Annotated in this window: 28 protein-coding genes, 1 tRNA gene and 1 pseudogene; 16 read left to right on the plus strand and 14 right to left on the minus strand. The window is 68.7% G+C overall.

Annotated elements, in window-relative coordinates:
* Positions 1 to 67 precede the first annotated feature (67 nt).
* Positions 68 to 415 carry a DUF485 domain-containing protein gene (locus AB0P11_RS09320; protein WP_053097216.1) on the plus strand — a complete coding sequence of 116 codons (348 nt, stop codon included), beginning with the start codon at positions 68 to 70 and terminating at the stop codon, positions 413 to 415.
* Entirely contained in the window at positions 412 to 2,049 is a 1,638-nt protein-coding gene (locus AB0P11_RS09325) for a cation acetate symporter (RefSeq protein ID WP_056279927.1), read from the plus strand. The genes AB0P11_RS09320 and AB0P11_RS09325 overlap by 4 nt, the downstream gene beginning before the upstream one ends.
* Positions 2,050 to 2,108: 59 nt before the next feature.
* On the opposite strand, the gene AB0P11_RS09330 is transcribed toward AB0P11_RS09325, so the two are convergent.
* Positions 2,109 to 2,624: a methylated-DNA--[protein]-cysteine S-methyltransferase gene (locus AB0P11_RS09330; protein ID WP_053097213.1), complete on the minus strand. Its 516-nt coding sequence runs from the start codon at positions 2,622 to 2,624 to the stop codon at positions 2,109 to 2,111.
* A gap of 241 nt (positions 2,625 to 2,865) precedes the next feature.
* On the opposite strand from AB0P11_RS09330, the gene AB0P11_RS09335 reads away from it, so the two are divergent.
* Entirely contained in the window at positions 2,866 to 6,534 is a 3,669-nt protein-coding gene (locus AB0P11_RS09335; RefSeq protein ID WP_232224562.1) for an AAA family ATPase, read from the plus strand.
* Positions 6,527 to 6,721 carry a hypothetical protein gene (locus AB0P11_RS09340; RefSeq protein ID WP_053097209.1) on the plus strand — a complete coding sequence of 65 codons (195 nt, stop codon included), beginning with the start codon at positions 6,527 to 6,529 and terminating at the stop codon, positions 6,719 to 6,721. The genes AB0P11_RS09335 and AB0P11_RS09340 overlap by 8 nt, the downstream gene beginning before the upstream one ends.
* Before the next feature lie 83 nt (positions 6,722 to 6,804).
* On the opposite strand, the gene mscL is transcribed toward AB0P11_RS09340, so the two are convergent.
* Genes mscL through AB0P11_RS09355 form a run of 3 tightly spaced genes read right to left on the minus strand, consistent with a single transcriptional unit; the run spans position 6,805 to position 8,143 of the window.
* On the minus strand, positions 6,805 to 7,230 hold the full coding sequence (gene mscL / locus AB0P11_RS09345) for a large conductance mechanosensitive channel protein MscL (protein WP_053097207.1): 426 nt from the start codon (positions 7,228 to 7,230) through the stop codon (positions 6,805 to 6,807).
* Positions 7,231 to 7,255: 25 nt separating this feature from the next.
* Positions 7,256 to 7,531 carry an FmdB family zinc ribbon protein gene (locus AB0P11_RS09350; RefSeq protein ID WP_053097205.1) on the minus strand — a complete coding sequence of 92 codons (276 nt, stop codon included), beginning with the start codon at positions 7,529 to 7,531 and terminating at the stop codon, positions 7,256 to 7,258.
* Between the two features lie 15 nt (positions 7,532 to 7,546).
* Positions 7,547 to 8,143, minus strand: a complete 597-nt coding sequence (locus AB0P11_RS09355) for a 5-formyltetrahydrofolate cyclo-ligase (protein ID WP_053097203.1) — start codon at positions 8,141 to 8,143, stop codon at positions 7,547 to 7,549.
* A 40-nt stretch (positions 8,144 to 8,183) separates the two neighbouring features.
* Between AB0P11_RS09355 and galU the strand changes: the two genes are divergently transcribed.
* The 4 genes from galU to AB0P11_RS09375 all read left to right on the plus strand — a co-directional run bounded on the left by galU (position 8,184) and on the right by AB0P11_RS09375 (position 10,791).
* The gene (gene galU / locus AB0P11_RS09360) at positions 8,184 to 9,071 is read left to right on the plus strand and encodes a UTP--glucose-1-phosphate uridylyltransferase GalU (RefSeq protein ID WP_053097201.1); all 888 of its coding nucleotides are present in this window, start codon (positions 8,184 to 8,186) and stop codon (positions 9,069 to 9,071) included.
* 46 nt (positions 9,072 to 9,117) lie between these two features.
* Positions 9,118 to 9,729, plus strand: a complete 612-nt coding sequence (locus AB0P11_RS09365; protein ID WP_053099195.1) for a GNAT family protein — start codon at positions 9,118 to 9,120, stop codon at positions 9,727 to 9,729.
* Positions 9,730 to 9,811: 82 nt separating this feature from the next.
* Positions 9,812 to 10,669 carry a hypothetical protein gene (locus AB0P11_RS09370; RefSeq protein ID WP_053097199.1) on the plus strand — a complete coding sequence of 286 codons (858 nt, stop codon included), beginning with the start codon at positions 9,812 to 9,814 and terminating at the stop codon, positions 10,667 to 10,669.
* A gap of 49 nt (positions 10,670 to 10,718) precedes the next feature.
* Positions 10,719 to 10,791 (plus strand) — tRNA-Ala (locus AB0P11_RS09375).
* Positions 10,792 to 10,837: 46 nt separating this feature from the next.
* Here the strand turns inward: AB0P11_RS09375 and AB0P11_RS09380 are convergent.
* A complete protein-coding gene (locus AB0P11_RS09380) occupies positions 10,838 to 11,254 on the minus strand; it encodes a DUF2809 domain-containing protein (protein WP_363521438.1) in 417 nt (138 codons plus the stop codon).
* A 21-nt stretch (positions 11,255 to 11,275) separates the two neighbouring features.
* Positions 11,276 to 12,955 carry a glucose-6-phosphate isomerase gene (gene pgi, locus AB0P11_RS09385; protein WP_363521441.1) on the minus strand — a complete coding sequence of 560 codons (1,680 nt, stop codon included), beginning with the start codon at positions 12,953 to 12,955 and terminating at the stop codon, positions 11,276 to 11,278.
* A gap of 72 nt (positions 12,956 to 13,027) precedes the next feature.
* Here pgi and AB0P11_RS09390 point away from each other — a divergent pair, with 72 nt between their 5' ends.
* The gene (locus AB0P11_RS09390) at positions 13,028 to 14,071 is read left to right on the plus strand and encodes a hypothetical protein (protein ID WP_056279936.1); all 1,044 of its coding nucleotides are present in this window, start codon (positions 13,028 to 13,030) and stop codon (positions 14,069 to 14,071) included.
* 27 nt (positions 14,072 to 14,098) lie between these two features.
* Positions 14,099 to 14,431 carry a hypothetical protein gene (locus AB0P11_RS09395; protein WP_053097194.1) on the plus strand — a complete coding sequence of 111 codons (333 nt, stop codon included), beginning with the start codon at positions 14,099 to 14,101 and terminating at the stop codon, positions 14,429 to 14,431.
* 1 nt (position 14,432) lies between these two features.
* Here AB0P11_RS09395 and AB0P11_RS09400 read toward each other — a convergent pair whose 3' ends face one another.
* On the minus strand, positions 14,433 to 15,044 hold the full coding sequence (locus AB0P11_RS09400; RefSeq protein ID WP_187250542.1) for an NAD(P)H-dependent oxidoreductase: 612 nt from the start codon (positions 15,042 to 15,044) through the stop codon (positions 14,433 to 14,435).
* A 78-nt stretch (positions 15,045 to 15,122) separates the two neighbouring features.
* Here AB0P11_RS09400 and AB0P11_RS09405 point away from each other — a divergent pair, with 78 nt between their 5' ends.
* Positions 15,123 to 15,353 (plus strand): hypothetical protein, encoded by a 231-nt coding sequence (locus tag AB0P11_RS09405; protein ID WP_150115093.1) that lies wholly within the window; start codon positions 15,123 to 15,125, stop codon positions 15,351 to 15,353.
* Here the strand turns inward: AB0P11_RS09405 and AB0P11_RS09410 are convergent, their stop codons facing one another.
* Genes AB0P11_RS09410 through AB0P11_RS09420 form a run of 3 tightly spaced genes read right to left on the minus strand, consistent with a single transcriptional unit; the run spans position 15,354 to position 16,832 of the window.
* Positions 15,354 to 15,956, minus strand: a complete 603-nt coding sequence (locus AB0P11_RS09410; RefSeq protein WP_363521446.1) for a GNAT family protein — start codon at positions 15,954 to 15,956, stop codon at positions 15,354 to 15,356.
* A 35-nt stretch (positions 15,957 to 15,991) separates the two neighbouring features.
* A complete protein-coding gene (locus AB0P11_RS09415) occupies positions 15,992 to 16,432 on the minus strand; it encodes an ImmA/IrrE family metallo-endopeptidase (RefSeq protein WP_082297859.1) in 441 nt (146 codons plus the stop codon).
* A gap of 22 nt (positions 16,433 to 16,454) precedes the next feature.
* Positions 16,455 to 16,832, minus strand: a complete 378-nt coding sequence (locus AB0P11_RS09420; protein ID WP_232224461.1) for a helix-turn-helix domain-containing protein — start codon at positions 16,830 to 16,832, stop codon at positions 16,455 to 16,457.
* 94 nt (positions 16,833 to 16,926) lie between these two features.
* On the opposite strand from AB0P11_RS09420, the gene AB0P11_RS09425 reads away from it, so the two are divergent.
* The 3 genes from AB0P11_RS09425 (at position 16,927) to AB0P11_RS09435 (ending at position 18,521) form a co-directional block, all read left to right on the plus strand.
* Entirely contained in the window at positions 16,927 to 17,136 is a 210-nt protein-coding gene (locus AB0P11_RS09425; protein ID WP_053097185.1) for a hypothetical protein, read from the plus strand.
* Between the two features lie 18 nt (positions 17,137 to 17,154).
* A complete protein-coding gene (locus AB0P11_RS09430) occupies positions 17,155 to 18,084 on the plus strand; it encodes an aldo/keto reductase (protein ID WP_363521451.1) in 930 nt (309 codons plus the stop codon).
* 74 nt (positions 18,085 to 18,158) lie between these two features.
* Entirely contained in the window at positions 18,159 to 18,521 is a 363-nt protein-coding gene (locus AB0P11_RS09435; RefSeq protein ID WP_363521779.1) for a PLDc N-terminal domain-containing protein, read from the plus strand.
* A 16-nt stretch (positions 18,522 to 18,537) separates the two neighbouring features.
* Here AB0P11_RS09435 and AB0P11_RS09440 read toward each other — a convergent pair.
* The 3 genes and pseudogenes from AB0P11_RS09440 to AB0P11_RS09450 all read right to left on the minus strand — a co-directional run.
* Positions 18,538 to 19,494, minus strand: a pseudogene (locus AB0P11_RS09440) (DUF1731 domain-containing protein); the annotation flags it as partial.
* 8 nt (positions 19,495 to 19,502) lie between these two features.
* Positions 19,503 to 20,132 carry a DUF4166 domain-containing protein gene (locus AB0P11_RS09445; protein WP_363521454.1) on the minus strand — a complete coding sequence of 210 codons (630 nt, stop codon included), beginning with the start codon at positions 20,130 to 20,132 and terminating at the stop codon, positions 19,503 to 19,505.
* Between the two features lie 9 nt (positions 20,133 to 20,141).
* Complete coding sequence (locus tag AB0P11_RS09450; RefSeq protein WP_230100358.1) at positions 20,142 to 20,753, minus strand: TetR/AcrR family transcriptional regulator; 612 nt, start codon at positions 20,751 to 20,753, stop codon at positions 20,142 to 20,144.
* A 109-nt stretch (positions 20,754 to 20,862) separates the two neighbouring features.
* Between AB0P11_RS09450 and AB0P11_RS09455 the strand changes: the two genes are divergently transcribed.
* Positions 20,863 to 21,669, plus strand: coding sequence for a sugar phosphate isomerase/epimerase (locus AB0P11_RS09455; RefSeq protein ID WP_072591586.1), 807 nt, complete (start codon positions 20,863 to 20,865; stop codon positions 21,667 to 21,669).
* The gene (locus tag AB0P11_RS09460) at positions 21,669 to 22,808 is read left to right on the plus strand and encodes a Gfo/Idh/MocA family oxidoreductase (protein ID WP_363521457.1); all 1,140 of its coding nucleotides are present in this window, start codon (positions 21,669 to 21,671) and stop codon (positions 22,806 to 22,808) included. The genes AB0P11_RS09455 and AB0P11_RS09460 overlap by 1 nt, the downstream gene beginning before the upstream one ends.
* 29 nt (positions 22,809 to 22,837) lie before the next feature.
* On the opposite strand, the gene AB0P11_RS09465 is transcribed toward AB0P11_RS09460, so the two are convergent.
* Positions 22,838 to 24,034 (minus strand): ROK family protein, encoded by a 1,197-nt coding sequence (locus AB0P11_RS09465; protein ID WP_363521460.1) that lies wholly within the window; start codon positions 24,032 to 24,034, stop codon positions 22,838 to 22,840.
* Between the last annotated feature and the right edge of the window lie 83 nt (positions 24,035 to 24,117).

Here is a 24,117-nt window from a genome sequence, read left to right on the forward strand (position 1 = left end):
TAGCGTCGACCCTATCATTCGCCTGGCACTGCGGGGCGAGCCGCAGAACATGAGGCAAGGAGGCCCCATGACCGACCATCCGACGGCAGATTCGCCGGGAGCGATCGACTACATCGCTGTCGAGGAATCACCACGATTCCGCGAACTGAAGAAGACGCAGCGCTCATTCATCTTCCCGCTCGCGGCATTCTTCCTCATCTGGTATTTCGTCTACGTCCTGCTCGCCGCCTTCGCGACCGAATTCATGTCGCAGAGAGTGTGGGGAGATATCACCGTCGGGCTGCTCATGGGGTTGGGACAATTCGTCACCACCTTCGCGATCACGATGGGGTACGTCGCATTCGCGAACCGGAGACTCGATCCGATAGCGACCGAGATCCGCGAAGAGCTCGAGAAGGCGCAGGCTGACGCATGAACCGCATTCACGCCGCCGCGGGGGAGATCGCGGTGGAGAGCAATCCTGTTCTCAACATCTCGATCTTCGTCGCCTTCGTGGCGGTGACACTGTTCATCGTCATCCGTGCGAGCCGGAACAACAAGACGGCGGCGGACTACTACGCCGCGGGCCGCTCGTTCACGGGGCCGCAGAACGGTTTCGCGATCGCCGGCGACTATCTGTCTGCGGCATCCTTCCTCGGGATCTGCGGTGCGATCGCGATCAACGGCTACGACGGCTTCCTGTATTCGATCGGATTCCTCGTCGCCTGGCTCGTCGCACTGCTTCTCGTCGCCGAGCTGATGCGCAACACCGGCAAGTTCACGATGGCCGACGTCCTGTCGTTCCGACTGAAGCAGCGGCCAGTGCGCATGGCGGCAGCGATCACCACGCTCGCAGTGTGCTTCTTCTACCTGCTCGCCCAGATGGCGGGAGCCGGCGGGCTGGTCTCCCTGCTGCTCGGAATCGACGGCCGACTCGGTCAGTCGATCGTGATCGCCGTCGTCGGCGTACTGATGATCGTCTACGTCCTCATCGGCGGCATGAAGGGTACGACCTGGGTGCAGATCGTCAAGGCGTTCCTGCTCATCGGCGGTGCGATCGCGATGACGATCTGGGTGCTGGCGATCAACGGATTCAGCCTCAACACGCTGCTCGAGGCGGCTGTGGCGAATTCGGACAAGGGCGACGCGATCCTCGCGCCGGGACTGCAGTACGGAGCGAACCCCTGGGACTTCGTCTCTCTCGGCATGGCTCTCGTGCTCGGAACGGCGGGGCTCCCGCACGTGCTGATGCGCTTCTACACGGTCCCCACCGCCAAGGAGGCTCGTCGTTCGGTGGTGTGGGCGATCTGGCTGATCGGCGGCTTCTACCTGCTGACACTGGTGCTCGGCTACGGAGCAGGCGCGCTCGTCGGCGCGGACGTGATCGCGGCGGCACCCGGCGGGCCGAACTCGGCGGCGCCGCTGCTCGCCCTGTATCTCGGCGGGCCGGTCCTCCTCGGGTTCATCTCGGCCGTCGCCTTCGCGACCATCCTCGCGGTGGTGGCCGGACTCACGATCACGGCAGCAGCCTCGTTCGCGCACGACATCTATGCGAACGTGATCCAGAAGGGGAAGAAGGACTCGGCCGGAAACCCCGTCGAGCCGGATCCCAACGGCGAGGTGCGCGTCGCACGCCGAACGGTGGTCGTGATCGGCATCCTCGCGATCGTGGGCGGCATCGGTGCGCAGGGGCAGAACATCGCCTTCCTGGTGGCGCTCGCGTTCGCGGTCGCCGCCTCGGCGAATCTGCCGACGATCCTCTACTCGCTGTTCTGGCGACGGTTCAACACCCGCGGTGCGGTCTGGAGCATGTACGGCGGCCTCGCCGCGGCGATCATCCTGATCATCCTGTCGCCGGTGTTCTCCGGGTCGCCGACCTCGATGATCCCCGGGATCGACATCGTGCTGTGGCCGATGAACAATCCGGGAATCGTGTCGATCCCGCTCGGCTTCTTCCTCGGCTGGCTCGGGACGGTCACGAGCCGGACCAAGGAGTCGCCGCTCCTGGCGGCCGAGATGGAAGTGCGCTCGCTCACCGGTTTCGGGGCCGAGAAGGCCGTCGACCACTGAGCGGCCGATGACGCGAACGGGGACCCCGACGGCCTACTCGTCGGGGTCCCCGTGTGCGGTCAGCCGTGCGACTCGAGGTCGAGAAGGAACCTCTTGCGCTCGGGATGCGCGCCGTACTGACCCGTCGTGCCATCCGACCGCACCACGCGGTGGACGGGGACGACGATGGAGAAGGGACTGAGACGGCAGGCGGTGCCGACGGCCCGCGCGGCACCGGGGCGCCCGGCCAGCACCGCGACCTCACCGTAGCTGATCGTCTCTCCCCATTCGATGGTGGTGATGGTCTGCAGCGCCGTGCGCGCGAACCCGTCGATGAGGCGCCAGTCGAGCGCCAGGTGATCGTGGAATCGCACCGGCGATCCACCGAAGTACGCGTCGAGGAGTTCGGTGACCTCGTCTGCCGCACCGGGGTCGGGTTCCGGGACGGCCCGGAGCTGGCTCGCGACGTTCTCGAGGAGCCAGGGAACCGATGGATCATTCGACTCCGAGAGGTCGAATCGGACGAGCCCCTCGTCGGAGAACACCGCGAGGGCGTCGCCGAACGGAGTCGGTGCGAAGTCATAGCGGAAGGTCATGCCTCCATACTGACCGGAGCGGGGGTGCGGGGGCGTCCCCACGAGCGCGACCGGGGGAGACCGCACCGACTCGTCGCTCGGGTGCAGAAGCAGTCCGCAGGGTCGTCGCTCCGCCCTCGAGCGGGCGGAAATACGGTGAAACCCGCCCGGGATACCGCCTGTGGGGCGAGGCGCGCTTAGTGTGTGAGGTGTGTGGCGACGTGAAGGCAAGGCTGCGGATGACGCAGCGACCGATGCCGCAGTGACCCTCGGCGAATCGCACGAGCCGGTCTCCGGTATCGGCATCGCGCATGCGGCAGAGGCCGAGCGCACTCGGCTGCGTGCGGAAGCTGCTGACCTCGGCGGCTCATCGCCGCTCGTGAACTTCCGCGACACGGTCGAATCCAGCATCGACATCTCGAAGGCCCACCCCGGCAGTCTTCCCCAGTTCATCACCGGCAAATCGACCCTGCTGTCGAACCTCTACCGCGACGAGGTCGGTCTGCGCACTGCGAGGCTCGCCGCCGAGCGGATCACCGCGAAGAACACCGAGCTGCGCACCGTTCGCGGCATCGAGGCGGTGCACCTCGCAGTCGGCGTCGCCGGCTGGCGCATCGGCGGGGCGGATTTCTCGGCGCCCGTGCTGCTTCGCCCCCTCGCCATCCGTCGGCACCACTCCGACTTCGAACTCAAGCTGCAGGGCGCGTTCGAGGTGAACCCCGAGCTCGTGCGCATCGCGCGTGAGCACTTCGGCATCACGATCGACGCCGCGGCTCTCGCCTCCCTCGCCTACGACGGCGGGATCTTCAAGCCGCAGCCCGTGATCGACAGCCTTCGGGCCACGACGCGGTCGATCGACACCTTCACGGTGCTGCCGCGGCTCGTGGTCTCGACCTTCGCCGATGTCGGCGGTGCCATGTCCCGCGACGGCGGGAGTCTGGACCACGTCGTGCTCAACGCTCTGGCCGGTCACGTCGGTGACCGCGAGCAGGTCTCGGCCCGCCGACCCGCGCCGCACCACACCGGACCGGACGACCGGGCGCCGGCATCCGACAATCTGCTGCTCGATGCGGATGCCGAGCAGGAGGCGCTCCTCGCCAGGATCGCCGCCGGACATTCGCTGACCGTCGCGACGCTCCCCGGCACAGGCGGCACACAGACCGTGATCAACGCGCTCGGCGAACTCGTGCGGGCCGGCAAGAGGGTGCTCGTCGTCTCGGCGCGACGGTCGACCCTCGACGGCGTGCGGCACCGTCTTGCGGGCATCGGCCTCGACAGCCTGGCGGTATCGCCCGCGAACGTGCGTCGGGACCTCGTCCGCGCGATCGGCCGGAACGAGAAGGCGACGGCTCCGAAGGTCAGCGACGTCGATGACGCTCTCGTGCGTCTCCGCACGGTGCTCAGGGACTACCGCAGCGCTCTCACCGCTCCGGTCGCGGGGACGAACTCGTCGGTGCTCGACGCCACCAGGCATCTCACGAGGCTCGCCTCCCTGCCCACCCCGCCGTCGACCACGGCGCGACTCAGCGCCGAGACCCTCCGCCGTCTCGCTGACGATCGCTCGTCGGCGGCAGCGGCGCTCGCGCAGGCCGCGCGCCTCGGCGAGTTCCGCTTCGGACCCGACGACTCGCCCTGGTACGGAGTCACGTTCTCGAGCACCGAGGCGGCGAAGTCGGCGCACCAGTTGGCAGCGCGTCTGCACTCCGACAGCGTGCCGGCACTCCTCGAGCGCGGGTACGCCCTCATCGCCCAGACGCATATGCGCCCGTTCTCGACGATCGACGAGCTCGGTGAGTACCTGCGGCTGCTGCAGGGCATCCGCGACTCTCTCGATCGGTTCAGCCCCACCGTCTTCGAGCGTCCGCTGGGCGAGCTCATCCAGGCTCACGGATCGCGCCGCGACGCGCCCGCGATGTCCGGGGCGAACCGGCGTCGGCTGCGTCGCCTCGCCAAGGAGTACGTGCGCCCGGGCGTCCATGTCACCGAGATGCACGAGTCGCTGCTGCGCATCCAGGCGCAGCGCACCCAGTGGCAGCGGTTCGTGGAAGCCGGAGTGGCGCCCGAGGTTCCACTCGGGCTCGCCGACGTCCACTCCTCGTGGCAGCGCGTCACGGCTGAGCTCGCCGAGCTCGATGTCGCGCTCGGCCGCAGGGAACCGCTGTCGACGCTCCCCGTCGCCCGCCTCGTGCGCACTCTCGCCGGTCTCGCGGCGAAGTCCGACGTCTTCGACAACCTCGTGGAGCGCGCGCAGCTGCGCGATCGGCTGGCCGACCTCGGTCTCGAGCCGCTGCTCGCGGAGCTGTCCGTTCGCCACGTCGCCGAGTCGCGCGTGGGTGACGAGCTGGAGTTCGCCTGGTGGCAGACACTGCTGGAACGGGCTCTGCAGGAGGATCGAGCGCTGCTCGGTGCGAACACGGCGGTGGTCGACCGGCTCGAGCGGGACTTCCGTCTCGTCGACGAGGCACACGCCGCGATGGCCGGTCCGTTGCTCGCCTGGCAGCTCGCGAACCAGTGGAAGATCGCCATCGTCGATGAGCCGCAGGAGTCGCAGAACCTCAGGCGTGCACTGAAGCAGCCGGCGACGACGACAGCGGAGATCGTGAGCTCCGCGCCCACACTCGTCGGCGTGCTCGCGCCGGTCTGGATCTCGTCTCCCTACCTCGTGCCGCAGATCCCCGACTCCGTCGAGTTCGACACGGTGCTCCTCGTCGATGCGGCCGCGATCAACCTCGCCGAAGCGGCCCCGGCGATCCGCCGTGCCCGTCAGGTCGTCGCTTTCGGCGATCCGGTCACCCAGCTTCCGACGGCGTTCCACGTCGCCGTGGACCCCGGCCCCGAATGGGAGCACGAGGTGCCCTTCGACTCCGTGTCGGTGTTCGAGCGTCTGTCCGAACTGCTTCCCGTGATGACCCTCACGCGCAGCTACCGCGCGGGCGGCGAGGACCTCGCAGAGCTCATCAACGACGCGTTCTACGGCGGCGAGATCGTCTCGCTGCCCTGGGCGGGCTCGTACCTGGGTCGCGGCAGCCTCACCGTCGACTACGTCGAAGGCGGCACCGGCGCACCCGACCCCGTGTCGGGTGCGGTGGAGAGCCCCGAGGCAGAGGTCGCACGCGTCGTCACGCTGGTCGTGGAGCACGCCGTGCATCGCCCGGACGAGTCGCTCATGGTGGTCACCGCGAGCCGGCGTCACGCCGAGCGCGTGAGGGCCGCCGTCACCTCGGCATTCGCCGGGCGCTCCGACGTCGCCGACTTCGTCGGTCGCGACACCGCCGAGCCCTTCGCGGTGCTCACCCTCGAGGAGTCCGTGGCCGAGAGCCGCGACCGGGTGATCTTCTCACTCGGCTACGGCCTGACCAAGCACGGCCGAGTGCTCAGCGACTTCGGCGACCTGTCCACGCCGGATGGGGAGCGGTTGCTGACGGTCGGGATGACCCGCGCCCGCCGGTCCATGGTGATCGTCTCGTCGATCCGCCCCTCGTCGTTCGACGACGGCCGCCTCGAGTTCGGCGCGGCCACCCTGATGTCGATCCTTGGCGGCCTCGCCACCCGGGGACGCGACGCACGCCTGGAGGATCTCGCCGACCCGCTGACGCTCGCCCTCGCACGAGAGCTGCGCCGTCTCGGCGCAGCGGTCGACGTCGACTACCGCGGTCTGCTGCCGCTCGTCGCACAGCACAACGGCAAGGCCGTCGTCATCGAGTCCGACCCGGAGTCTCGTGGCGAGTCACTGCGCGAGGCCCTGCGGCTGCGCCCGAACGTGCTTCGCCGCCTCGGGTGGCATTACGTGCGCGTGCACGCCTTCGACCTCTACAGCGACCCCGTCACGGCGGCCACACGCATCGCGGGAGTCTTGGGAATCTCGGCATCCGCGGCCCGAGCTGACAACGACACGCAGCCGATCGATCTCACCGACCCGCAGAATGACTGATCAGCCGGACTCCGGTGCCCCGCGGCAGAAGGTCGTGCGGGTCGCCGGATCGCGGCGTGCCCGGCTGACTCCCGTGCCGGGCACCGACACGGACCCGGATCGGGTCGTCCGGGAACCTCAGCGGACGACGGGCCCGAAGGGGCCCAACGACGACCGTCTGATGCAGGACGTGCCCCCGCACTACTGAGCACCGGCGGCTCAGGCGTGTTCGGGAGACGACGAAGCGCACGGGCCGAATCGGACCGTGCGCTTCGCGGTGCGGACTGCGAGTCAGCTGCGCGGCTTGTTCCCGGCGAGCAGGTCGCGGATCTCGACGAGCAGCTCGGCCTCGGTGGCGGCCGCCGGCTCTTCCTCCGGCTGCTCGGCCGCGGTGCCCTTGCGAGCCTCGACGTGGGCCTTGAACGTGTTCATCGGCAGCACGAAGACGAAGTACACCACCAGAGCGACCGAGAGGAAGCTGATGATCGCCGAGATGAGATCGCCGATGGGGAACGTGACGGTATCTCCGTAGATGCTCTGCACCTGCGGTCCGAAGTTGCCCGTCGCATCCGCCTTGAAGAACAGCGAGACGAGCGGGGTGATGATGCTGTTCACCACGGCGGTGACGATCGCCGTGAACGCGGTGCCGATGACGACCGCGACCGCGAGGTCGATCACGTTGCCGCGGAGGATGAAGTCCTTGAAACCTTTGAGCATGGATGCCTCCGGGGAGTTGATGGGGTCAGGAAGAAGATGTGCTGGTCGACGCGGGGGCCGGGGTCGTGGTCTTGGCCGGCTCTGCCTTCGATGATGCCGGGGCGGATGCGGAAGAGCCGGAGCCCGCTCGCGAGTCGGTGCGATAGAAGCCGGATCCGTTGAACGTCACGCCGATGGATCCGTACTGCTTGCGCAGCTCGCCGCCGCATTCGGGGCAGACGGTGAGCGCGTCGTCGGAGAAGCTCTGCACGGCGTCGAAGGCGTGACCGCACGAACGGCAGGCATAGGCATAGGTGGGCATTGCGATCCTCGCGGGTCAGCGTCGCGTGGGCGACAGGTGGAGGGTCTGCGTGGGAGTCACGACGCCGGTGACCGGCTGGTCGTGAACCTCCCTCGGCAGGAAGTCGAGTACCTCGGAATCATAGATGACTGCGTAGACCGGAGGGCACTTCTCCATCGAACCGATGGTCTTGTCGAAGTACCCGCGCCCCCAGCCCATGCGCATCCCGGTGCGGTCGACGGCCGCGGCGGGGATCACCATCAGGTCGACATCGTTGACGGCGATCGGACCGAGCACCTCGCCGGTCGGCTCGGGAAGCCCGAAGAGGCCTTCCGCGACGTCGTCGTCATCGGTCGCCACGGCCCAGTCGAGAAGGCCGTCGGCCCGTGTCACAGGAAGCAGGACCCGGATGCCGCGGCGCACCGCGCCGGTGACGAACTCCCGGGTGCCCGGCTCGGTCGTGGTCGAGAGGAAGCATGAGATCGACCGGGCGCCGAGCGCGTCGACCAGCTCGTCGAGGCGCTGCGTGATGGCGGATGCCGCGGCCTCCCGCTGCGAGTCGCTCAGCAGCTGGCGGCGTTCGCGGAGCTCGGCGCGAAGCGCGCGCTTCTCATGCTCTACGTCGTGGGACATGGCTCCGAGTCTACGGCGGCATCCCCACTAGGCTGGGTGGATGGGTATACGGAAGATGAAGGCTGTCATTCCTGCTGCCGGTCTGGGAACGCGTTTCCTGCCGGCGACGAAGGCGATGCCGAAGGAGATGCTGCCGGTCGTCGACAAGCCGGCGATCCAGTACGTCGTCGAAGAGGCCGCCAGCGCCGGGATCGATGACATCCTCGTCATCATCGGCCGCAACAAGAACGCGATCTCCAACCACTTCGACTCGGTCCCCGAGCTCGAGGTCAAGCTGATGGAGAAGGGCGACACGGGGCGTCTCGAGCGCGTCATCCATTCGAGCGACCTCGCCGACATCCACTTCGTCCGTCAGGGTGAGCCCAAGGGACTCGGTCACGCGGTGCTGCGTGCCCGCACGCACGTCGGCGACAGCTCCTTCGCCGTGCTCCTCGGCGACGACCTCATCGACGAGCGCGACCAGCTGCTCACCGAGATGATCGCCGAGCACGAGCGCAGCGGCGCCGCGGTGATCGCCCTCATGGAGGTCGACCCCGCGAGCATCCACATGTACGGCGCCGCCGCCGTCGAGGACATCGAGGGATCGGATGCCGTGCGCGTCACCGACCTCGTCGAGAAGCCCGCACCCGAGGACGCCCCGTCGAACCTGGCGATCATCGGCCGTTACGTCCTGCCCGCCTCGATCTTCGAGGTGCTCGAGCGCACCGAACCCGGCAAGGGCGGCGAGATCCAGCTGACCGACGCACTGCAGGAGCTGGCCACCAGCGCCGACGGCCCCGGTGTGGTGGGCGTCATCTTCCGTGGACGCCGGTACGACACCGGCGACCGCGTCGACTACATCAAGGCGATCGTCCAGCTCGCCTCCGACCGCGACGACCTCGGCCCCGAGCTGCGGCCGTGGCTCAAGGAGTTCGCGGAACGCCTCTAGGCGTCGACGCGGCGTCGGGAGCGCGCGGATGGATCAGGCGACGGGGATGCGGCATGGTCCCATCGAGTTGCGCCTCGTGCGCTCTCGGGATGCGAGGGCTCTTCAGCACGAGCTGTTGAGCAATCGCTCCTGGCTGCAGCCGTGGGAGGCCACCGTCCCGTACGGATCGGTCTCGTTCGACATGCGACTCAGCATCCGCCGTCTGCTGCAGCAGTACCGCGACGGCGCGGGCTATCCGTTCGTCATGGAGTACGAGGGTGAGATCGCCGGGCAGCTCAACGTGTGGGGAGTCGCCAGGGGGTCGTTGTGCTCGGCGACCATCGGGTACTGGGTGAGCGAGCGCTTCGCCGGCAAGGGCATCACGCCCACAGCCGTCGCGCTCGCGACCGATGCCTGCTTCACGGAGTATGCGCTGCACCGCATGGAGATCTGCATCCGGCCCGAGAACGTCGCGAGCCTGAGGGTCGTGCAGAAGCTCGGCTTCCGCTACGAAGGGCTGCGTCGCCGTTACATCCACATCGACGGCGACTGGCGGGATCACTACGCGTTCGCCCTCACTCGCGAGGATGTGCCGCAGGGCGTTCTGGCCCGGTGGCTGAACGGCGAGGTGCCTCCGGACGCCGCGACGATCCCGCCGTCGGACCGTTTCGCGCTCTGACACGCCGCTGACTTCAGAACTCCTCGCGACACACGCTCCGACTGAGCGTCGTGACCAGCGATGTTCCCGTACCGTTGTCGACATGGACGGGCCGGTGCTGAGCGGGGGAGTGATAGTCCTCGTCGCTGTGCTCCTGTGGATGCTCTACCTGCTGCCCTCCTGGCGTGGGCGCTTCCAGTACGACGCCGCGGAGCGCAACGCCGTCAGACTGAACCAGGCCCTGCGGGTGCTGGCCGAGACCAGCGAGACCCCCGGCGAGGTCCGTCTCGAACTCAACGCGCGGACTGCCCTCGCGCAGCAGAAGCTCGCGAAGCGCCTGCAGTCCGAGAAGGAAGCCGCGGAGCTCATGAAGCTCCGCGAAGAGCTGGCTGCAACGAGGGCTGATCCCGTCATGCGACAGGCCCGCGCGCGTCGCCGTGTGCGCATCGTCGCCACCTCGACCCTGCTTCTCGGTCTCGTCGTCACCGGGCTCGGCGTGTGGCAGCTGATCGCGCTTCAGGCGCAGCTGCTGCTCTGGGTCGGCGGGTCGATCATCGTCGTCGCCGGCTTCGCCCTGCAGCGCATGTCGGCTGTCGCCGCCCGCGCCGCCCGGCGTTCGGTGCGCGTCGTCGAGCAGCCCGTGCAGAGGGCAGAGCCCGAACTGCACGATCAGGGCCCGGCGACATGGACCCCGCGTCCGCTGCCCGAGCCGCTGGTGTCGGTCGCAGGCTCGCGCGCGCAGGTGGCGAGAGCGGAGCTGGATGCGCAGGAGAAGCGCCGCGCTGCGGCTCGTCTCGCCGAGCTTCGTGAGCGAGCGGAGCGCATGGCGCCCGCCGCACCCGTGCAGATTCCGGCGGCCGCGCAGGCCGCCGCGTCTCCGTTCGCGAAGATGGGATACGTCGACGACGCGGAGATCGAGGCGCATGTGCGCGACCTCCTCGCGAAGCGTGCAGCGGGCTGATCCTCGCGGCACGAGAGGGTCTTCGAGCGTGATAGCGTAGAAGACGTCAGGGCCTATGGCGCAGTTGGTAGCGCGCCTCGTTCGCATCGAGGAGGTCAGGGGTTCGAATCCCCTTAGGTCCACCGACGAGAAAGACCCCCGAGCATCGCTCGGGGGTCTTTCTTCTGTCTACTGTGCGCGTGCGCGGAGACGGCGACCGATCGCGTGGTCGCAGAGGGCGGCGGCACCCGCGCCCACCGCGTAGGCGACGAGGTCGCGCGCATCGAATCCGACGCCCAGGACGAGTCGCACCGGCCAGAAGGCCTCGGACCAGATCGCCGGCAGACCGGTGAGCTGGAAGCACTCGATCAGCACGCACAGCGCCGCGGCGCTCGCACCCACGATCCAGGCCGGGGCTCGTGGGAGCACGATCGCGATGACGACGTAGATCATCACCGCATAGAGGGCGTCGCCGAATGCGTCCGCGATCGGACCCCGACCGGCGAGGTGTGTGACGAGACCAGCCGCGACGACCAGGACGGCGACGACGACCAGTGCCCGGCGACGCGCACTGACGTGCGCGTCGCCGGGTGTGACCGACTGCATCCGCCGCTCCCGCTGTCTCGCCTACTTCCGGTTCGCGCGGTAATAGGAGAGCAGCGCCTTCGTGGAGGCGTCCTGCGCGTCGATGGCCGCCTCGTCCCCGCCGATGGCCGGAGCGATCTGCATCGCGAGCTGCTTGCCCAGCTCGACGCCCCACTGGTCGAACGAGTTGATGCCCCAGATCGTGCCCTGCGTGAACGTGATGTGCTCGTACAGGGCGATCAGCTGACCGAGCACCTGCGGTGTCAGCGCGGGTGCGAAGATCGAGGTCGTCGGGCGGTTGCCGGCGAACGTGCGTGCCGCGACGAGCGCTCCGGTGGTTCCCTCGGCCTCGACCTCTGCGGCGGTCTTGCCGAAGGCCAGAGCCTTCGTCTGCGCGAGGAAGTTCGCCAGGAACAGCTCGTGCACGTCCTGCCCGCCGTCGGTCAGAGGGTAGGCCGGGTTCACGAACGCGATGAAGTCGGCCGGAATCAGCCGGGTGCCCTGATGGATGAGCTGGTAGAACGCGTGCTGGCCGTTGGTTCCGGGCTCTCCCCAGAACACCTCGCCGGTGTCGGTGGTGACCGGGGTGCCGTCCCAGCGGACCGACTTGCCGTTGGACTCCATCGTCAGCTGCTGCAGGTAGGCCGGGAACCGGCTCAGCTGCTGTGCGTAGGGCAGCACCGCATGCGACTGCGCGCCGTGGAAGTTGACGTACCAGACGTTGAGCAGACCCATCAGCACCGGGACGTTGCGCTCGAGAGGCGTGGTGCGCACGTGCTCGTCGACCGCATGGAAGCCGGCCAGCAGATCGCGGAAGGTGTCGGGTCCGAGCGCGATCGCGAGCGACAGGCCGATCGCGGAGTCGACCGAGTAGCGGCCGCCGACCCAGTCCCAGAATCCGAAGGCGTTCGCCGGATCGATCCCGAAGGCCGCGACCTTGTCGAGCGCGGTCGACACCGCCACGAAGTGGTGCGCGACGGCGTCGGTGCGGGCGTCCTCGTCGTCGGAGATGGCTCCCGAGGCCTGGAGTCCGGCCCACAGCCAATCGCGCGCCAGGCGGGCGTTGGTGAGCGTCTCGAGGGTGGTGAAGGTCTTGGACGCGACGATGAAGAGGGTCGTCTCGGGGTCAAGGTCCGCGGTCTTCTGCGCGAGGTCGGTGGGATCGATGTTCGACACGAACCGCGCCTCGATCCCGGCATCCGCATAGGGCTTGAGCGCCTCGTAGACCATGACGGGCCCGAGGTCGGAGCCGCCGATGCCGATGTTGACGACGTGGGTGACGCGCTTTCCGGTGATGCCGAGCCACTCTCCGGAGCGAACTCTGGTGGCGAAAGTGCTGAGTGCGTCGAGCACGGCCTGCACGTCGGCATCCACGTCCTGTCCGTCGACGACGAGCGCGGGGGAGGAGCCGGCCGGTCGACGCAGTGCCGTGTGCAGCACGGCGCGGTCCTCGGACGTGTTGAGGTGGCTTCCCTGGAGCATCGCGGCGTATCGCTCGGCGACTCCCGTCTGCTCGGCGAGGCGCAGAAGCGCTGCGAGAACGTCGTCGGTGACGAGGTTCTTCGACAGGTCGACGTGGAGGTCTGCGAGCGGGAACGAGAATCGCTCCGCACGGTCGGCATCCGCGGCGAACCAGCCTCGCAGATCGGCGGTGATCGACTCGCGCAGCGCGGCGAGTTCGGACCAGGCGGGAGTGAGTGTCGGATCAACAGGAGCGGTCATGGATCCACGGTACTGCCGCACGCGACGTCGTGACCCCGTGATGACGTCCGGCCTCGCTCTAGGATGGGGGCGATGACCGACACGGCGCCCACGACGACCTCGGAGCGGAGGCTGCGGCGCGAGATCGGTCGCCGGCTCGTGCGGGCTCCGCTCGCGTGGGGAGTGCTCCTGCTGGTGGCCGCGACGGTGTGGACGATCGCGGGCGACGACCTGAGCTTCTTCCCGTTCCTGCTCATGCTGCTCGGCGGCTGGAGCATCGCCTTCTCCTTCGTCAACGCGACGATGGACATGCGCCCGGTGCGCGCCGGCGTCGCCGTGCACCTCGGTGTCGCCGTGGTGCTGACGGCTGTGATGATCGTCGTGATCGACGCCGGGAGCGAGCTGCTCGCCGGCCTGCCCGAACCCGTGCGGGCGGTCATCGTCGTGCTGCAGATCGCCGCCGGTCCCGCCGCGGGATGGATCTGGCTGGGCCTTCTGTCGCGCCTCACAGACCGCATCGGACGGCGTGATGCCCTCAGGCGCCCGCCTCCTGTCGCACCCGAATGGGAGCGTGACGAGAACGGCGACGGATCCCACGTCCAGTTCTCCGCCATCGACCTGCGCATGCGGGCGCTGACGGTCGCCATCGTGGCGGTGGTCCTCGTCGTCGGCACCGCGGGTACCGTGCTGCTCATCGCATTCGACGACGCGGTGATGCACATGGGCGCCCGCCTCGCGATCATCCTCACGGGCGCGGTCGTCGGACTGCCGGTCTATCTGACGCTCCGCGCCGTGCTGAGGCGACGGACGCTGTCCTGCAGCGTCGCGTTCGGCGATGACGACCTGCGCATCCGCGCCGGAAACGCGACCCACCGCATCCCCTTCCGGCAGCTGCAGCACCTCGTCTGGCGGACGCGATCGGACTACGCCCGCATCGAGGTGCGCGGCGCGGGCGTCGATCTCTCGCTGATCACCGGGCTCGCGAAGCCGCCGTCGGGCCGCACGGCCGAACTGCCCGTGCTTCCGCGTCGGGTCTTCCGACGACTCGAGCTCGCAGGGCTCGACGTGGAGCGTTCGCGCCGTGATGAGGTTGTGACGTTCTCGCCGCGCCAGAGCGCGCACGCGAGTACACGATGACACGCGCGTCGGGGTACGGTTTCCTTCATGGGAAGACTGCGATATGACGGCACTTCGGAGCCGATCCTCATCGACGACGAGACGCTCGCTCATCTGAAGGTCATCGTCGGCACGAAGCTCCGTCGCCAGGAGAGCTTCATGATGACCTGGCATCCTCGCGAAGGCGGCGACCCCGGCCGTCTCACCGTCTGGATGCACCCGGCGATCCCGCTGCAGTTCCTCTTCACCTCTCCGGACCCGCACAACATCGAGAAGGCGCGCATCGAAGAGATGATGCGCGCTCTCAACGCGACGGGCGAGCTCGTGATCGACGACTACGTGCAGCCGAAGGCTGACAGCGGGAGCGCGCCGAAGTCCTGAACTACTCCGCGGGGTATCCGTCTGCCTGGAGACTGCGGGCCAGGTGCACGGCATTGCGCACTGCCGTCGCCGTGGCCTGCGCGACCTTCTCAGGGGTCGTGGACAGATCCTTGTAGTCGACGGTCTGCATCGCCTCGCCGTTCCAGTAGATCGACGACTGGGCGGGCAGCGAGTACCCGACGTCGTTCAGCGCCTGGAACAGGATCGCGGCGATGTGGTGGGCTCCATCCTCGTTGCCGACGATTCCGGCGATCGCGACCTTGTCGAACAGGATCGGTCGACCCGCATCGTCGGTCTCGCTCAGTTCGGCGTCGAGGCGTTCCAGCACCCGCTGCGCGACACTCGAGTGCTGGCCCATCCAGGTGGGGGTCAGGAACACGAGGATGTCGGCCGCCAGCACCTGCTCGCGCAGAGTCGGCCATTCATCGCCTTCGCCCATGTCGGTCTCGACGCCGGGACTGATCGAGTGATCGACGGCGCGCACCAGCTGGCCGGCGACTCCGTGCTCCGCGAGAGCTTGCAGGATCTGGGACCCCAGGAGGTCGCTGCTCGATTCCGCGGGAGACGGCTTGAGGGTGCAGGAGATGGCGAGGGCAGTCAGTCGTGTGCTCATCCCTGCACGCAATCACCCCCGCGGGCGATCGCCCAGGGGGTTCCGTCGCTGCCGCGTGTGCGCTAGGCGGTATCCTGGATGACGGCCGCTACGACAGGAGATCCCGTGATCCTCAGCTTCATCTTCTTCATGATCCTCTTCCTCGGAGGCATCTGGCTCATGGGGCTCGCGCAGTCGCTCGAGGACTTCCAGGCGATCGTCTTCATCGCCGGCCTGCTCATCGTGAGTCTGTCGCTCGCGTTCGTGATGCGCGCCAGCGGCTCGGCCACCCGTCGCAAGGACAACTGGTCGGGCAACGCCACCGAGTAGTCAGGCGCGTCTGGCCAGCCTCGCCTCGAGGTTGGCCTTCACCGCGGGCCACTCGGGCTCGATGATCGAGAACTCGACGCTGTCGCGCAGCGCGCCGTTGCGGTATCGGCTCATCGCGCGCATGACACCGTCCTGCTTCGCTCCCAGACGTTCGATCGCCGCCCGCGACTGGAAGTTGACCCACTGCGTCGTCAAGCCCACACGGAACACGCCGAGGTCCTCGAACGCGTGCCGGAGCAGCAGCAGCTTCGACTCGGCGTTGGTGCCGGTGCCGTGGGCCGACGGGCGATTCCAGGTGTAGCCGATGTGCAGCCGGGGGACGTCGGCCTCCAGGTCGTAATAGGACGTGAGGCCGAGGATCCGTCCTTCGGCGTCGAACGCGGTGAACGGGATCATCCCACCGGTCTCGATCAGGCCGATCCGACGGTCGATCTCGGCGGCGAGCCCGTCGGGGGAGGGCACCGAGGTGTACCACGCCTGCTTCCACAGCTCACCCTCGAGCAGCGCATCGAGGAGGCCGTCGTGATGAGACGTCTCCAGAGGTCGGAGTTCGACGAGGCGGCCGGTGAGGGTGATCGGGGCCGGAGTGGTGCGGAAGGTCATGCAGCCATTCAATCAGCGCCGCGCCCGGCGCCATGTCACACGATCGGGGCGCGATGCTCCCACTGGCCCCGCCCCATCCTCGCGCCGACGTACGTGGTGTCCCCGACGCGACGCAGCAGCCGTCGATAGGCGGTCACGAGCTCGACGGTCACTCCCAGCTCGAAGGCGAGGCTGGCGGGGTGGGTGCCTCGCGCTCTCTCGGCCTCGGCGTACGCGTCGGCGTCGATCAGCAGTCGGGCCGCCCACTCGTCTGCTCGGCGCTCCTGTCGCGCGCGGATCGACGAATCCGCGGTGGGGGTGTGACCGAGCATCGCGTGCCCGAGCTCGTGCGCGATCACGCTGGATGTGGCCCTCGCGCTGAGACCGGGGGTGACCCGGATGGTCGCGGTGTGCGGTTCGTAGCCGCCGGGGCGCCGACCTCGACGTTCGATGAGGTGCAGCCCGTTCTCTTCGAGCAGGCGAAGGAGGGCCTCCATGATCCTCCTCGCCGGGTGGTCGTCAGTCGTAGAGATCGTCGGTGTCGTCAGCGTGTGCGAGAGGAGACTCGAACGCGACTTCGGATTCATCCTGGCGTCGACCACGGACATCGGTGCGGGGGTGCAGGGCGGTGATCGTGGCGCCGCCGCGGAAGCCCTCGGAACGGAGCCGCTCTTCGGCACGCGTGATCACCACGTGCGGTGCGATGTCGAGGGCCGCGCTGACCGCGTACAGGATGGGAACCGGGATCGAGCGCTTGCCCGTGACGTAGTTGTCGAGAGCGCTCCTCGCGATGCCGACCTCGCGCGCCATCGCGGCGATGCTGCTTCCGGCGGCGGCGATCTCGGCGCGGAGCTGGCGGCCTACCGCCGCATTGAACTGCTCGCCCGGTGTCTTCACGTGAGTCACGATAGCACCGGCATGAAGCCAGGATGCCGTCATACTGGTGCGCTGAACGCTTGTCGCACCCCGTATGCGGCGATACTGTCTATGAATGACGACAGATGTGCGACGTGCGGTGGCGAATGCGATCGAAGAAGAACTGCGTCGCGGGGGCCGGGACACACCCTGGCTCTCCGATCGAGCGGGAATCGCCCGCGCAGCGCTCCGCAGGAAGCTCGCGGGTGAGGCCGACTTCACCGTGGCTGATCTGGCCGACATCGCGCAGGCGCTCGACATATCGGTCGCACGGCTCACGCCCTGACCGCACTAGCGTGGGGGTATGAAGACCATCCCCTTCGGATCCGCCACAGCCCCCGCCGTCGTCGCCGGAATGATGCGCATCGATGACAAGGATGATGCGCAGATCCGTGAACTGTACGACACCGCCCGCAGCGCCGGCATCGACTTCTTCGATCATGCCGACATCTACGGCGGCAGCATGCACTTCTGCGAAAGCCGCTTCGCCGATGCGCTGGGCCTGACGGCCGCCGAGCGCGACGAGATCGTGCTGCAGACCAAGTGCGGCATCCACCCCGCCGAGGGCACGTTCGACTTCTCATACGAGCACATCGTCCGCCAGGTCGAGGGGTCGCTCGCGGCGCTTCGCACAGACCACATCGACGTTCTCCTGCTGCACCGCCCCGACGCGCTGGTCGAGCCCGAGGAGGTCGCCAGGGCGTTCGACGAGCTCGAGGCCGCAGGCAAGGTCCGCTCGTTCGGCGTCTCGAACCACACGCCGCGGCAGATCGACCTCCTGCGCACCGCGGTCACTCAGCCCCTGGTCGCCAATCAGCTGCAGCTGTCGATCACGCACGCGCCGATCCTCGCGCAGCCGGTCGCCGCGAACATGGCAGGCGAGGACCAGAGCATCGTCCGCGACGGCGGAGGCATCGTCGAGTACTGCCGCATCAACGGCATCGCGATCCAGGCATGGTCGCCCTTCCAGGGCGGCTTCTTCACGGGGGTGTTCCTCGGCAACCCCGAGTATGCCGAGCTCAACGCCGTGATCGATCGGCTGGCTGCGTCGTACGCGGTCGCACCGATCGCGATCGCGACGGCGTGGATCACGCGTCACCCCGCGAAGATGCAGGTCGTGCTCGGAACCACGACCCCGCAGCGGGTGCAGGATGCCGCTGCCGGCGCCGACATCGAGCTCACGCGCGCCGAGTGGTACGAGCTCTTCCGCGCGGCGGGTCACCTGCTCCCGTAGCAGGCGCGCGAGACGCGGGCGTCGTCTACCCTGAACACATGCCGTTCCTGTTCTCGCTCCTCGTCATCGCGCTGATGATCGGCGCGCTGGTCGACATCATCCGCCGAGACGACGCGCAGGTGAGATTCCTGCCGAAGATGGCGTGGATCATCATCGTGATCCTCCTGCCGCTGATCGGCGGTCTGCTGTGGTTCGCGATCGGCAGGGAGTACTCGGAGGCGGGTCTGCGGCTGCCCCGGATGCGGCCGGCTGCGCGCCCCGCGACCCGCCGACCCGAGCCACGCCAGGCCCCGCCGGTCGACGCTCGCAGCACGGAGCAGCAGATCGCGGATCTCGATCGTGAGATCGAGGAGTGGCGGCTGCGTCAGGAGATCGAGAAGCGCCGGCGAGACGAGGGCGACGCGTCGTCGAGCGGGGCCGCGGACACGTCGAGCTAGCCGACGCGCGCTCGAGATCGAAGGACTCCCGCAGGGCGTCTTCGAGGTGGGGATACGCGAACTCGAACCCGGCGAGCGTCAGCTTCTCGGGGATGACCCACCGGCTCTTGAGGATCAGCTCGGTCTCGGTGCGGATGCCGATGGCGCCGAGCTCGAGCATCCACCGAGGCATCGGCGGACCGATGCGCACCTCCAGCAGCCGCCGCACGGTGGCCATGAAGTCGGCGTTGTCGGTCGGATTCGGAGATGCGGCGTTCACGGGCCCGTCGAGTGTCGGCGTGACCTCGAGGAAATCGATGATGCGGGCGAGGTCCTCGACGTGCACCCAGCTGAACCGCTGTCGTCCGCGGCGTGCGCCGGGGCGGTGGCCCGTGCCCGCGGCGCGGCGGGCGCGGCTGATCGGCCAGCGCCCGTCGTGCTGCGCCCCTCCGAGGCCGAGTCGTGCCAGGTTCTTCAGCGGGCCGAGCACGCCGCCGTGGCCGAGCACGATCGCACTGCGCAGGGCCACCCGCCGCGTCCGGGGGAGGTCGTCCGCGAACAGCGCGCGCTCCCACGCCTTGGCCACCTCGACGGAGAACCCCGTGCCGATCTCGCCCGACGACTCGGTCATCGGACGCTCTTCGGCATGACGGTAGATGGTCGCCGTCGAGGAGTTGACCCACAGTGGGGGAGGATTCGCGGCCTTCGCAATCGCGGAGCTCAGCGACGAGGTCGTGTCGAGCCGCGAGCGGAAGATCGCGGCGCGGTTCTCGGGCGTATAGCGGCAGTTCACGCTCTTGCCCGCCAGGCCGATCACGAGCGACGCACCGTCGACGGCCCGATCGATCGCCGCCTGGTCTCTCCAGGAGATGTCGGCGCCGGATCGCGAGACGGTGATCACCTTCCGCCCCGCTGACTGCAGACGGGGGATCAGGTACTGCCCCATGAAGCCGGTCGATCCGCCGATCACGACGGGTCCTGCGGAGAGGGACATCGGATCCGTCACGGCGTCTCGCTCTCGATCGCGTACTCGAAGAATCCCGTGTACTCGTAGACGCGGCCGAGCAGCGGGGCGTCGATGGTCATGTTCACGTGGTGCCGCTCGCGCTGTTCGTCCCAGCGCTCGACGAGACCGATGCGCGGACTCAGGAAGGGCGGAGCGGTGATGCGCAGCCGCCCGAACCGCATCCCGACCCGGCGGATGGTCAGCACGACGGCACCGTCACGCACGTCGATGTCGAAGGTCGTGACGACCGTGCGACGGGGGCCGATCTCGTTGCGGAGGATGCGGTTCGCGCCGAGGGAGACGACGTCGGGCATGACCCAGGTGCGTCCTGGGAGATCGAAGTGCCTGACTGCCAGCGCCTCGCCCGCGACCGTGCGGTTCTCGATGCGGAACGGGACGTCGTGCTCCCATCCGGCGAACGCGACTCCGAGGGATTCCGCGATGCGGAACACCGGCCACAACCAGCGATGGCGCGAGCCCGCGCTCGTGAACACGCCCGTGCCGACTCCGACATGCCCGTCGGGGATGGTGCGGAAGTACCAGGCGGTCTTCGGGTGGAGTTCCGAGATGCGCTCGCCGAGCGCGCGCTCGTAGGGCGACCGTCGATCAGTGCCGGGTGCTGTCACACCCTCACCCTAGCGAGAGGTCGGACGCAGCAGTCGATCGAGCAGGGCGAGTGCCTCATGCTGCGGCGCGGTGTCGTCGAGGAGCCACTGCGTCTGCAGGCCGTCGGAGGCGGCCACGACCAGGGCGGCGACGGCCTCGGCATCGACGTCCTCGCGTATGAGACCCGTGTCCTGCTGCTCTCGCACGAGCGCGGCCATGTCCGTGCGCAACCGCGCGAAGCGGGTCGTCGCGAAGTCACGGGCAGCCGGGTGCCCTTCTTCGAGTGCGGTCGCGACGAGCATGGAGTAGAGCTGGACGAGCCCGGGGACCTCGCGGTTGGTGCGCGCGGACTCGATCATCCGCTCGACCGGCGTCGCATCGGCCGGGAGGGCGTCGGGCTGTTGGCGACCGGGCGCCGTGCTCTCCTGGTAGACCGCGACGAGCAGCTCCTCCAGCGACCCGAAGTAGTGGGTGAGGGCCGCGTGAGTGACGCCGACGGCACTGGCGATGGAGCGGAGGCTCGTGCGGTCGGCTCCGCGTGCGGCGAAGACCTCGATGGCGCGATCGAGGATCTCCTGGCGACGGGCGATGCCCTTCGCGTAGGCACCGCGCTGCCGCGGGCGATCCTGATCCAGACTCATGAGGCGAGTCTACAGATTGAAAACTTCCGCGCGGAGGTATTTGGTGATAGCGTGCTCGGACAGACGGGTGAAGGCAGCCCGCACGTCACCGACGACCGAAGGAGACCCCGTGGCGATTCAGACTTCCATCCAGCTGTTCACGATCAAGGATCAGCTCGAGACCGACCTCGAAGGCTCGCTGAAAGAGGTGGCCGCCAGAGGCTTCACGGCCGTCGAGCCCTACGACTTCGTGCGCCGGGCTCAGCCGCTCGCCGACGCCCTGTCTGCGGCGGGCCTGACCGCTCCCTCCGGCCACGCGTTCCTCGCCTCCGAGTCGTTCGTCAATCCGGACGGCAGCGGGACCACTCTTCCGGTGCCGTCGCCCGCCGAGGTGTTCGCCGCGGCGAAGGTGCTCGGCATGGGCACCGTCATCGACCCCTACACGGAGCCCGCGCGCTGGGAGTCGATCGAGCAGATCGCGGAGACCGCGCGCCTGCTCAACGAGGCGGCCGCCGTCGGCGCGACCGTCGACGTGCGTGTCGGCTACCACAACCACGCCCATGAGCTCGAGGCCGTCTTCGACGGCGTCACCGGGCTCGAGGTGCTCGCCGGCCTGCTCGACGAGCGTGTCGTGCTCGAGGTCGACCTCTACTGGGTCGCACGCGGCGGGGTCGACCCGGTCGCCCTGCTGCAGCGCCTCGGGGACCGCGTGATCGCGGTGCACGCCAAGGACGGCACGCTCGATCCCGCGCTCCTGAGCGCCTACCCGCCCGCCGATCAGGTGGCAGCCGGCGAGGGCACCGTGCCGCTCATCGAGGCCATCGCGGCCGCCCCCGCTCTCGAGCTCGCGATCGTCGAGTTCGACCACTTCGACGGCGACCTCTGGGATGCGGTCGAGCGCAGCCGCGTCTACCTCGACGAGAAGGTCGCCGGCTGATGGCGATCGGCAACGGGCCCGTCGGCGTCGGGATCATCGGCGCGGGCAACATCAGCGACCAGTACCTGTCGAACCTCACGACCTTCCCCGACGTGCGCGTGATCGCCGTCGGCGATCTGCTCGAGGACCGCGCGAAGGCGCAGGCCGAGAAGTACGGCGTTCCTCGCGCGGGCGGTGTCGAGCTCGTGCTGAACGACCCCGAGATCGACATCGTCGTGAACCTGACGATCCCCGCCGTGCACGTCGAGGTGTCGGAGGCGATCCTCGCCGCCGGCAAGCACGTGTGGACGGAGAAGCCGATCGGCGTCAGCCGCGACGAGTCGCAGCGCCTGCTGCAGAGGGCGGAGGCCGCCGGTCTCCGTGTCGGCGTCGCCCCCGACACCGTGCTCGGACCCGGCGTGCAGACCGCGAAGCGCGCGATCGCCCGCGGCGACATCGGTCGTCCCCTCTTCGCCCAGACCACGTTCCAGTGGCAGGGGCCGGAGATCTTCCATCCGAACCCCGCGTTCCTGTATGCCAAGGGTGCGGGTCCGCTGCTCGACATGGGGCCGTACTACGTCTCGGCGCTCGTGCACGTGTTCGGTCCGGTGGCGGCCGTCGCAGCCCTCGGACTCCAGGGTGCTCCGACGCGCACGGTGCAGGTGGGAGAGCTCGCCGGACAGGAGTTCCCGGTCGAGATCCCGTCGACGCTGAGCGTGCTGATGGACTTCGAGCAGGGCGGACAGGCGCAGAGCCTCTACAGCACCGACTCACCTCTGCTGCGCCAGGGCATCGTCGAGATCACGGGCACCGAGGGCACGATCGTGATCCCCGACCCCAACACGTTCGGCGGACCGATCACGATCACGCGACCGCTGTCCCGCGTGTTCGTGCCGCCGGAACCGACCGTGCAGGACGTCGTCGACGTCAAGCAGGAGGGCGTGCTCTCGGGACGCGGCGTCGGTCTGCTGGACATGGCGCGGTCGATCGCCGCCGGCCGGACGCATGTCGCCACGGGGGAATTCGGCTATCACGTGCTCGACACGCTGCTGTCGATCGAAGAGGCCGCCGAATCGCGCAGCTTCGTGCAGGTCGAGAGCACGATCGACGAGGTGGGCTCGCTGGATGCCGACTTCGATCCCTTCGAGGCGACTCTCTGAGGTCAGCCGCTGTGGCGGCGGCGGTGCGGTCAGCGCGCCTTTGTCGCCACATAGCGGTCGACGTTCGCGGGTGAGAGCACCTCGCGGGCGACCATGATCGCGGCGCCCAGCACGGCGGCCCGGTCACCCGCCTGCGACTGCACGATGGCGAGGTGCTGGGTCGCCAGGGGGATGGATCGTCGATAGACGACCTCGCGCACCCCGGCGAGAAGGTGCTCGCCGGCGCGGGCGATGCTGCCGCCCAGCACGATGATCGACGGGTTGAGCAGATTGACGACGGTCGCGAGCACCTCGCCGACATCTCGGCCGGCCTGACGGGTCGCCTCGATCGCAGCGGCATTGCCCGAGCGGACGAGGTCGACCACATCTGCGGGACTGTGCGCCGCAAGCCCGGCCTCCCGCAGAGCTGCGGCCAGCGCCGACCCGCTCGCGAGCGCTTCGAGGTCGCGCTCGTCGCCGGGCTCCCTCGTCGAGCCTGCGCCGCTCGGCACCTGGACGTGCCCCAGATCGCCGGCCGATCCCTGCGCGCCGCGCTGCAGCTGTCCGCCGGCGATGATGCCGGACCCGATGCCGGTCGAGACCTTCACGAACACGAGGTCATCGACGTGCGGCCACGTGGTGGCCTGCTCGCCGAGCGCGAGGATGTTCACGTCGTTGTCGACGAGCACCGGCACGTCGAACGTGCGCTGCACGTAGGCGGGGATGTCGAAGCGGTCCCAGCCGGGCATGATCGGCGGGTTGGTCGGTCGCCCGGTCGAATGCTCGACGGGACCCGGCACGCCGATGCCCACCCCGAGCAGCGGGATGCCGGCAGCGCGGGAGGCCTCGAGGAGAGCGCCCGCATCGTCGAGGATCAGATCGAGGAGGCTCTCGGGCCCGTCGCCGATGTCGATCGTGCGGGTGCGCGAGTCGAGGATCACGCCGGCGAGATCGGCGACGGCACTGGTGGCGTGAGTGGCACCGAGGTCGACGGCGAGCACGACTCCGGCACGGGAGTTGAAGGCGAGTCGCGCAGGCGGTCGGCCGCCCGTCGAGACCGCCTCGCCTGCCGGTCGCAGCAGGTCGGCGGCGAGCAGGGCATCGACCCGCAGCGCGACGGTCGACCGCGCGAGACCCGTGATGGTCGCGAGCTCGGCTTTGGTGCGGGCGGTGCCGTCGCGAAGGATCTGGAAGATCTCGCCCGCCCCGGGATTCGCCGCCGCGGCGGTGCGGAGTGCCTCGACCATTGCGTCAGTAAACCACAGACTTGCGCCACCGCTCGGTCGACTTCCGATTCGTTACGAAGAACTTTTGACGAATACCTAGCAAA

This window comes from Microbacterium sp. NPDC079176 (assembly GCF_040686675.1).
In the GTDB taxonomy this organism is placed as follows: Bacteria; Actinomycetota; Actinomycetes; order Actinomycetales; family Microbacteriaceae; genus Microbacterium.

What these genes read in the sequence shown, in the direction of transcription:
- galU (WP_053097201.1), top strand. Translation starts at nt 8,184, where the DNA reads ATGGGTATACGGAAGATGAAGGCTGTCATTCCTGCTGCCGGTCTGGGA.
- AB0P11_RS09460 (WP_363521457.1), top strand. Translation starts at nt 21,669, where the DNA reads ATGGCGATCGGCAACGGGCCCGTCGGCGTCGGGATCATCGGCGCGGGC.
- AB0P11_RS09410 (WP_363521446.1), bottom strand. Translation starts at nt 15,956, where the DNA reads ATGACCTTCCGCACCACTCCGGCCCCGATCACCCTCACCGGCCGCCTC.
- AB0P11_RS09350 (WP_053097205.1), bottom strand. Translation starts at nt 7,531, where the DNA reads ATGCCCACCTATGCCTATGCCTGCCGTTCGTGCGGTCACGCCTTCGAC.
- AB0P11_RS09465 (WP_363521460.1), bottom strand. Translation starts at nt 24,034, where the DNA reads ATGGTCGAGGCACTCCGCACCGCCGCGGCGGCGAATCCCGGGGCGGGC.
- AB0P11_RS09355 (WP_053097203.1), bottom strand. Translation starts at nt 8,143, where the DNA reads ATGTCCCACGACGTAGAGCATGAGAAGCGCGCGCTTCGCGCCGAGCTC.
- AB0P11_RS09425 (WP_053097185.1), top strand. Translation starts at nt 16,927, where the DNA reads ATGACGACAGATGTGCGACGTGCGGTGGCGAATGCGATCGAAGAAGAA.
- mscL (WP_053097207.1), bottom strand. Translation starts at nt 7,230, where the DNA reads ATGCTCAAAGGTTTCAAGGACTTCATCCTCCGCGGCAACGTGATCGAC.
- AB0P11_RS09400 (WP_187250542.1), bottom strand. Translation starts at nt 15,044, where the DNA reads ATGAGCACACGACTGACTGCCCTCGCCATCTCCTGCACCCTCAAGCCG.
- AB0P11_RS09395 (WP_053097194.1), top strand. Translation starts at nt 14,099, where the DNA reads ATGGGAAGACTGCGATATGACGGCACTTCGGAGCCGATCCTCATCGAC.
- AB0P11_RS09450 (WP_230100358.1), bottom strand. Translation starts at nt 20,753, where the DNA reads ATGAGTCTGGATCAGGATCGCCCGCGGCAGCGCGGTGCCTACGCGAAG.
- AB0P11_RS09330 (WP_053097213.1), bottom strand. Translation starts at nt 2,624, where the DNA reads ATGACCTTCCGCTATGACTTCGCACCGACTCCGTTCGGCGACGCCCTC.
- AB0P11_RS09320 (WP_053097216.1), top strand. Translation starts at nt 68, where the DNA reads ATGACCGACCATCCGACGGCAGATTCGCCGGGAGCGATCGACTACATC.
- AB0P11_RS09435 (WP_363521779.1), top strand. Translation starts at nt 18,159, where the DNA reads ATGATCGGCGCGCTGGTCGACATCATCCGCCGAGACGACGCGCAGGTG.
- AB0P11_RS09415 (WP_082297859.1), bottom strand. Translation starts at nt 16,432, where the DNA reads ATGGAGGCCCTCCTTCGCCTGCTCGAAGAGAACGGGCTGCACCTCATC.
- AB0P11_RS09365 (WP_053099195.1), top strand. Translation starts at nt 9,118, where the DNA reads ATGCGGCATGGTCCCATCGAGTTGCGCCTCGTGCGCTCTCGGGATGCG.
- AB0P11_RS09405 (WP_150115093.1), top strand. Translation starts at nt 15,123, where the DNA reads ATGACGGCCGCTACGACAGGAGATCCCGTGATCCTCAGCTTCATCTTC.
- AB0P11_RS09380 (WP_363521438.1), bottom strand. Translation starts at nt 11,254, where the DNA reads ATGCAGTCGGTCACACCCGGCGACGCGCACGTCAGTGCGCGTCGCCGG.
- AB0P11_RS09325 (WP_056279927.1), top strand. Translation starts at nt 412, where the DNA reads ATGAACCGCATTCACGCCGCCGCGGGGGAGATCGCGGTGGAGAGCAAT.
- pgi (WP_363521441.1), bottom strand. Translation starts at nt 12,955, where the DNA reads ATGACCGCTCCTGTTGATCCGACACTCACTCCCGCCTGGTCCGAACTC.
- AB0P11_RS09430 (WP_363521451.1), top strand. Translation starts at nt 17,155, where the DNA reads ATGAAGACCATCCCCTTCGGATCCGCCACAGCCCCCGCCGTCGTCGCC.
- AB0P11_RS09390 (WP_056279936.1), top strand. Translation starts at nt 13,028, where the DNA reads ATGACCGACACGGCGCCCACGACGACCTCGGAGCGGAGGCTGCGGCGC.
- AB0P11_RS09340 (WP_053097209.1), top strand. Translation starts at nt 6,527, where the DNA reads ATGACTGATCAGCCGGACTCCGGTGCCCCGCGGCAGAAGGTCGTGCGG.
- AB0P11_RS09370 (WP_053097199.1), top strand. Translation starts at nt 9,812, where the DNA reads ATGGACGGGCCGGTGCTGAGCGGGGGAGTGATAGTCCTCGTCGCTGTG.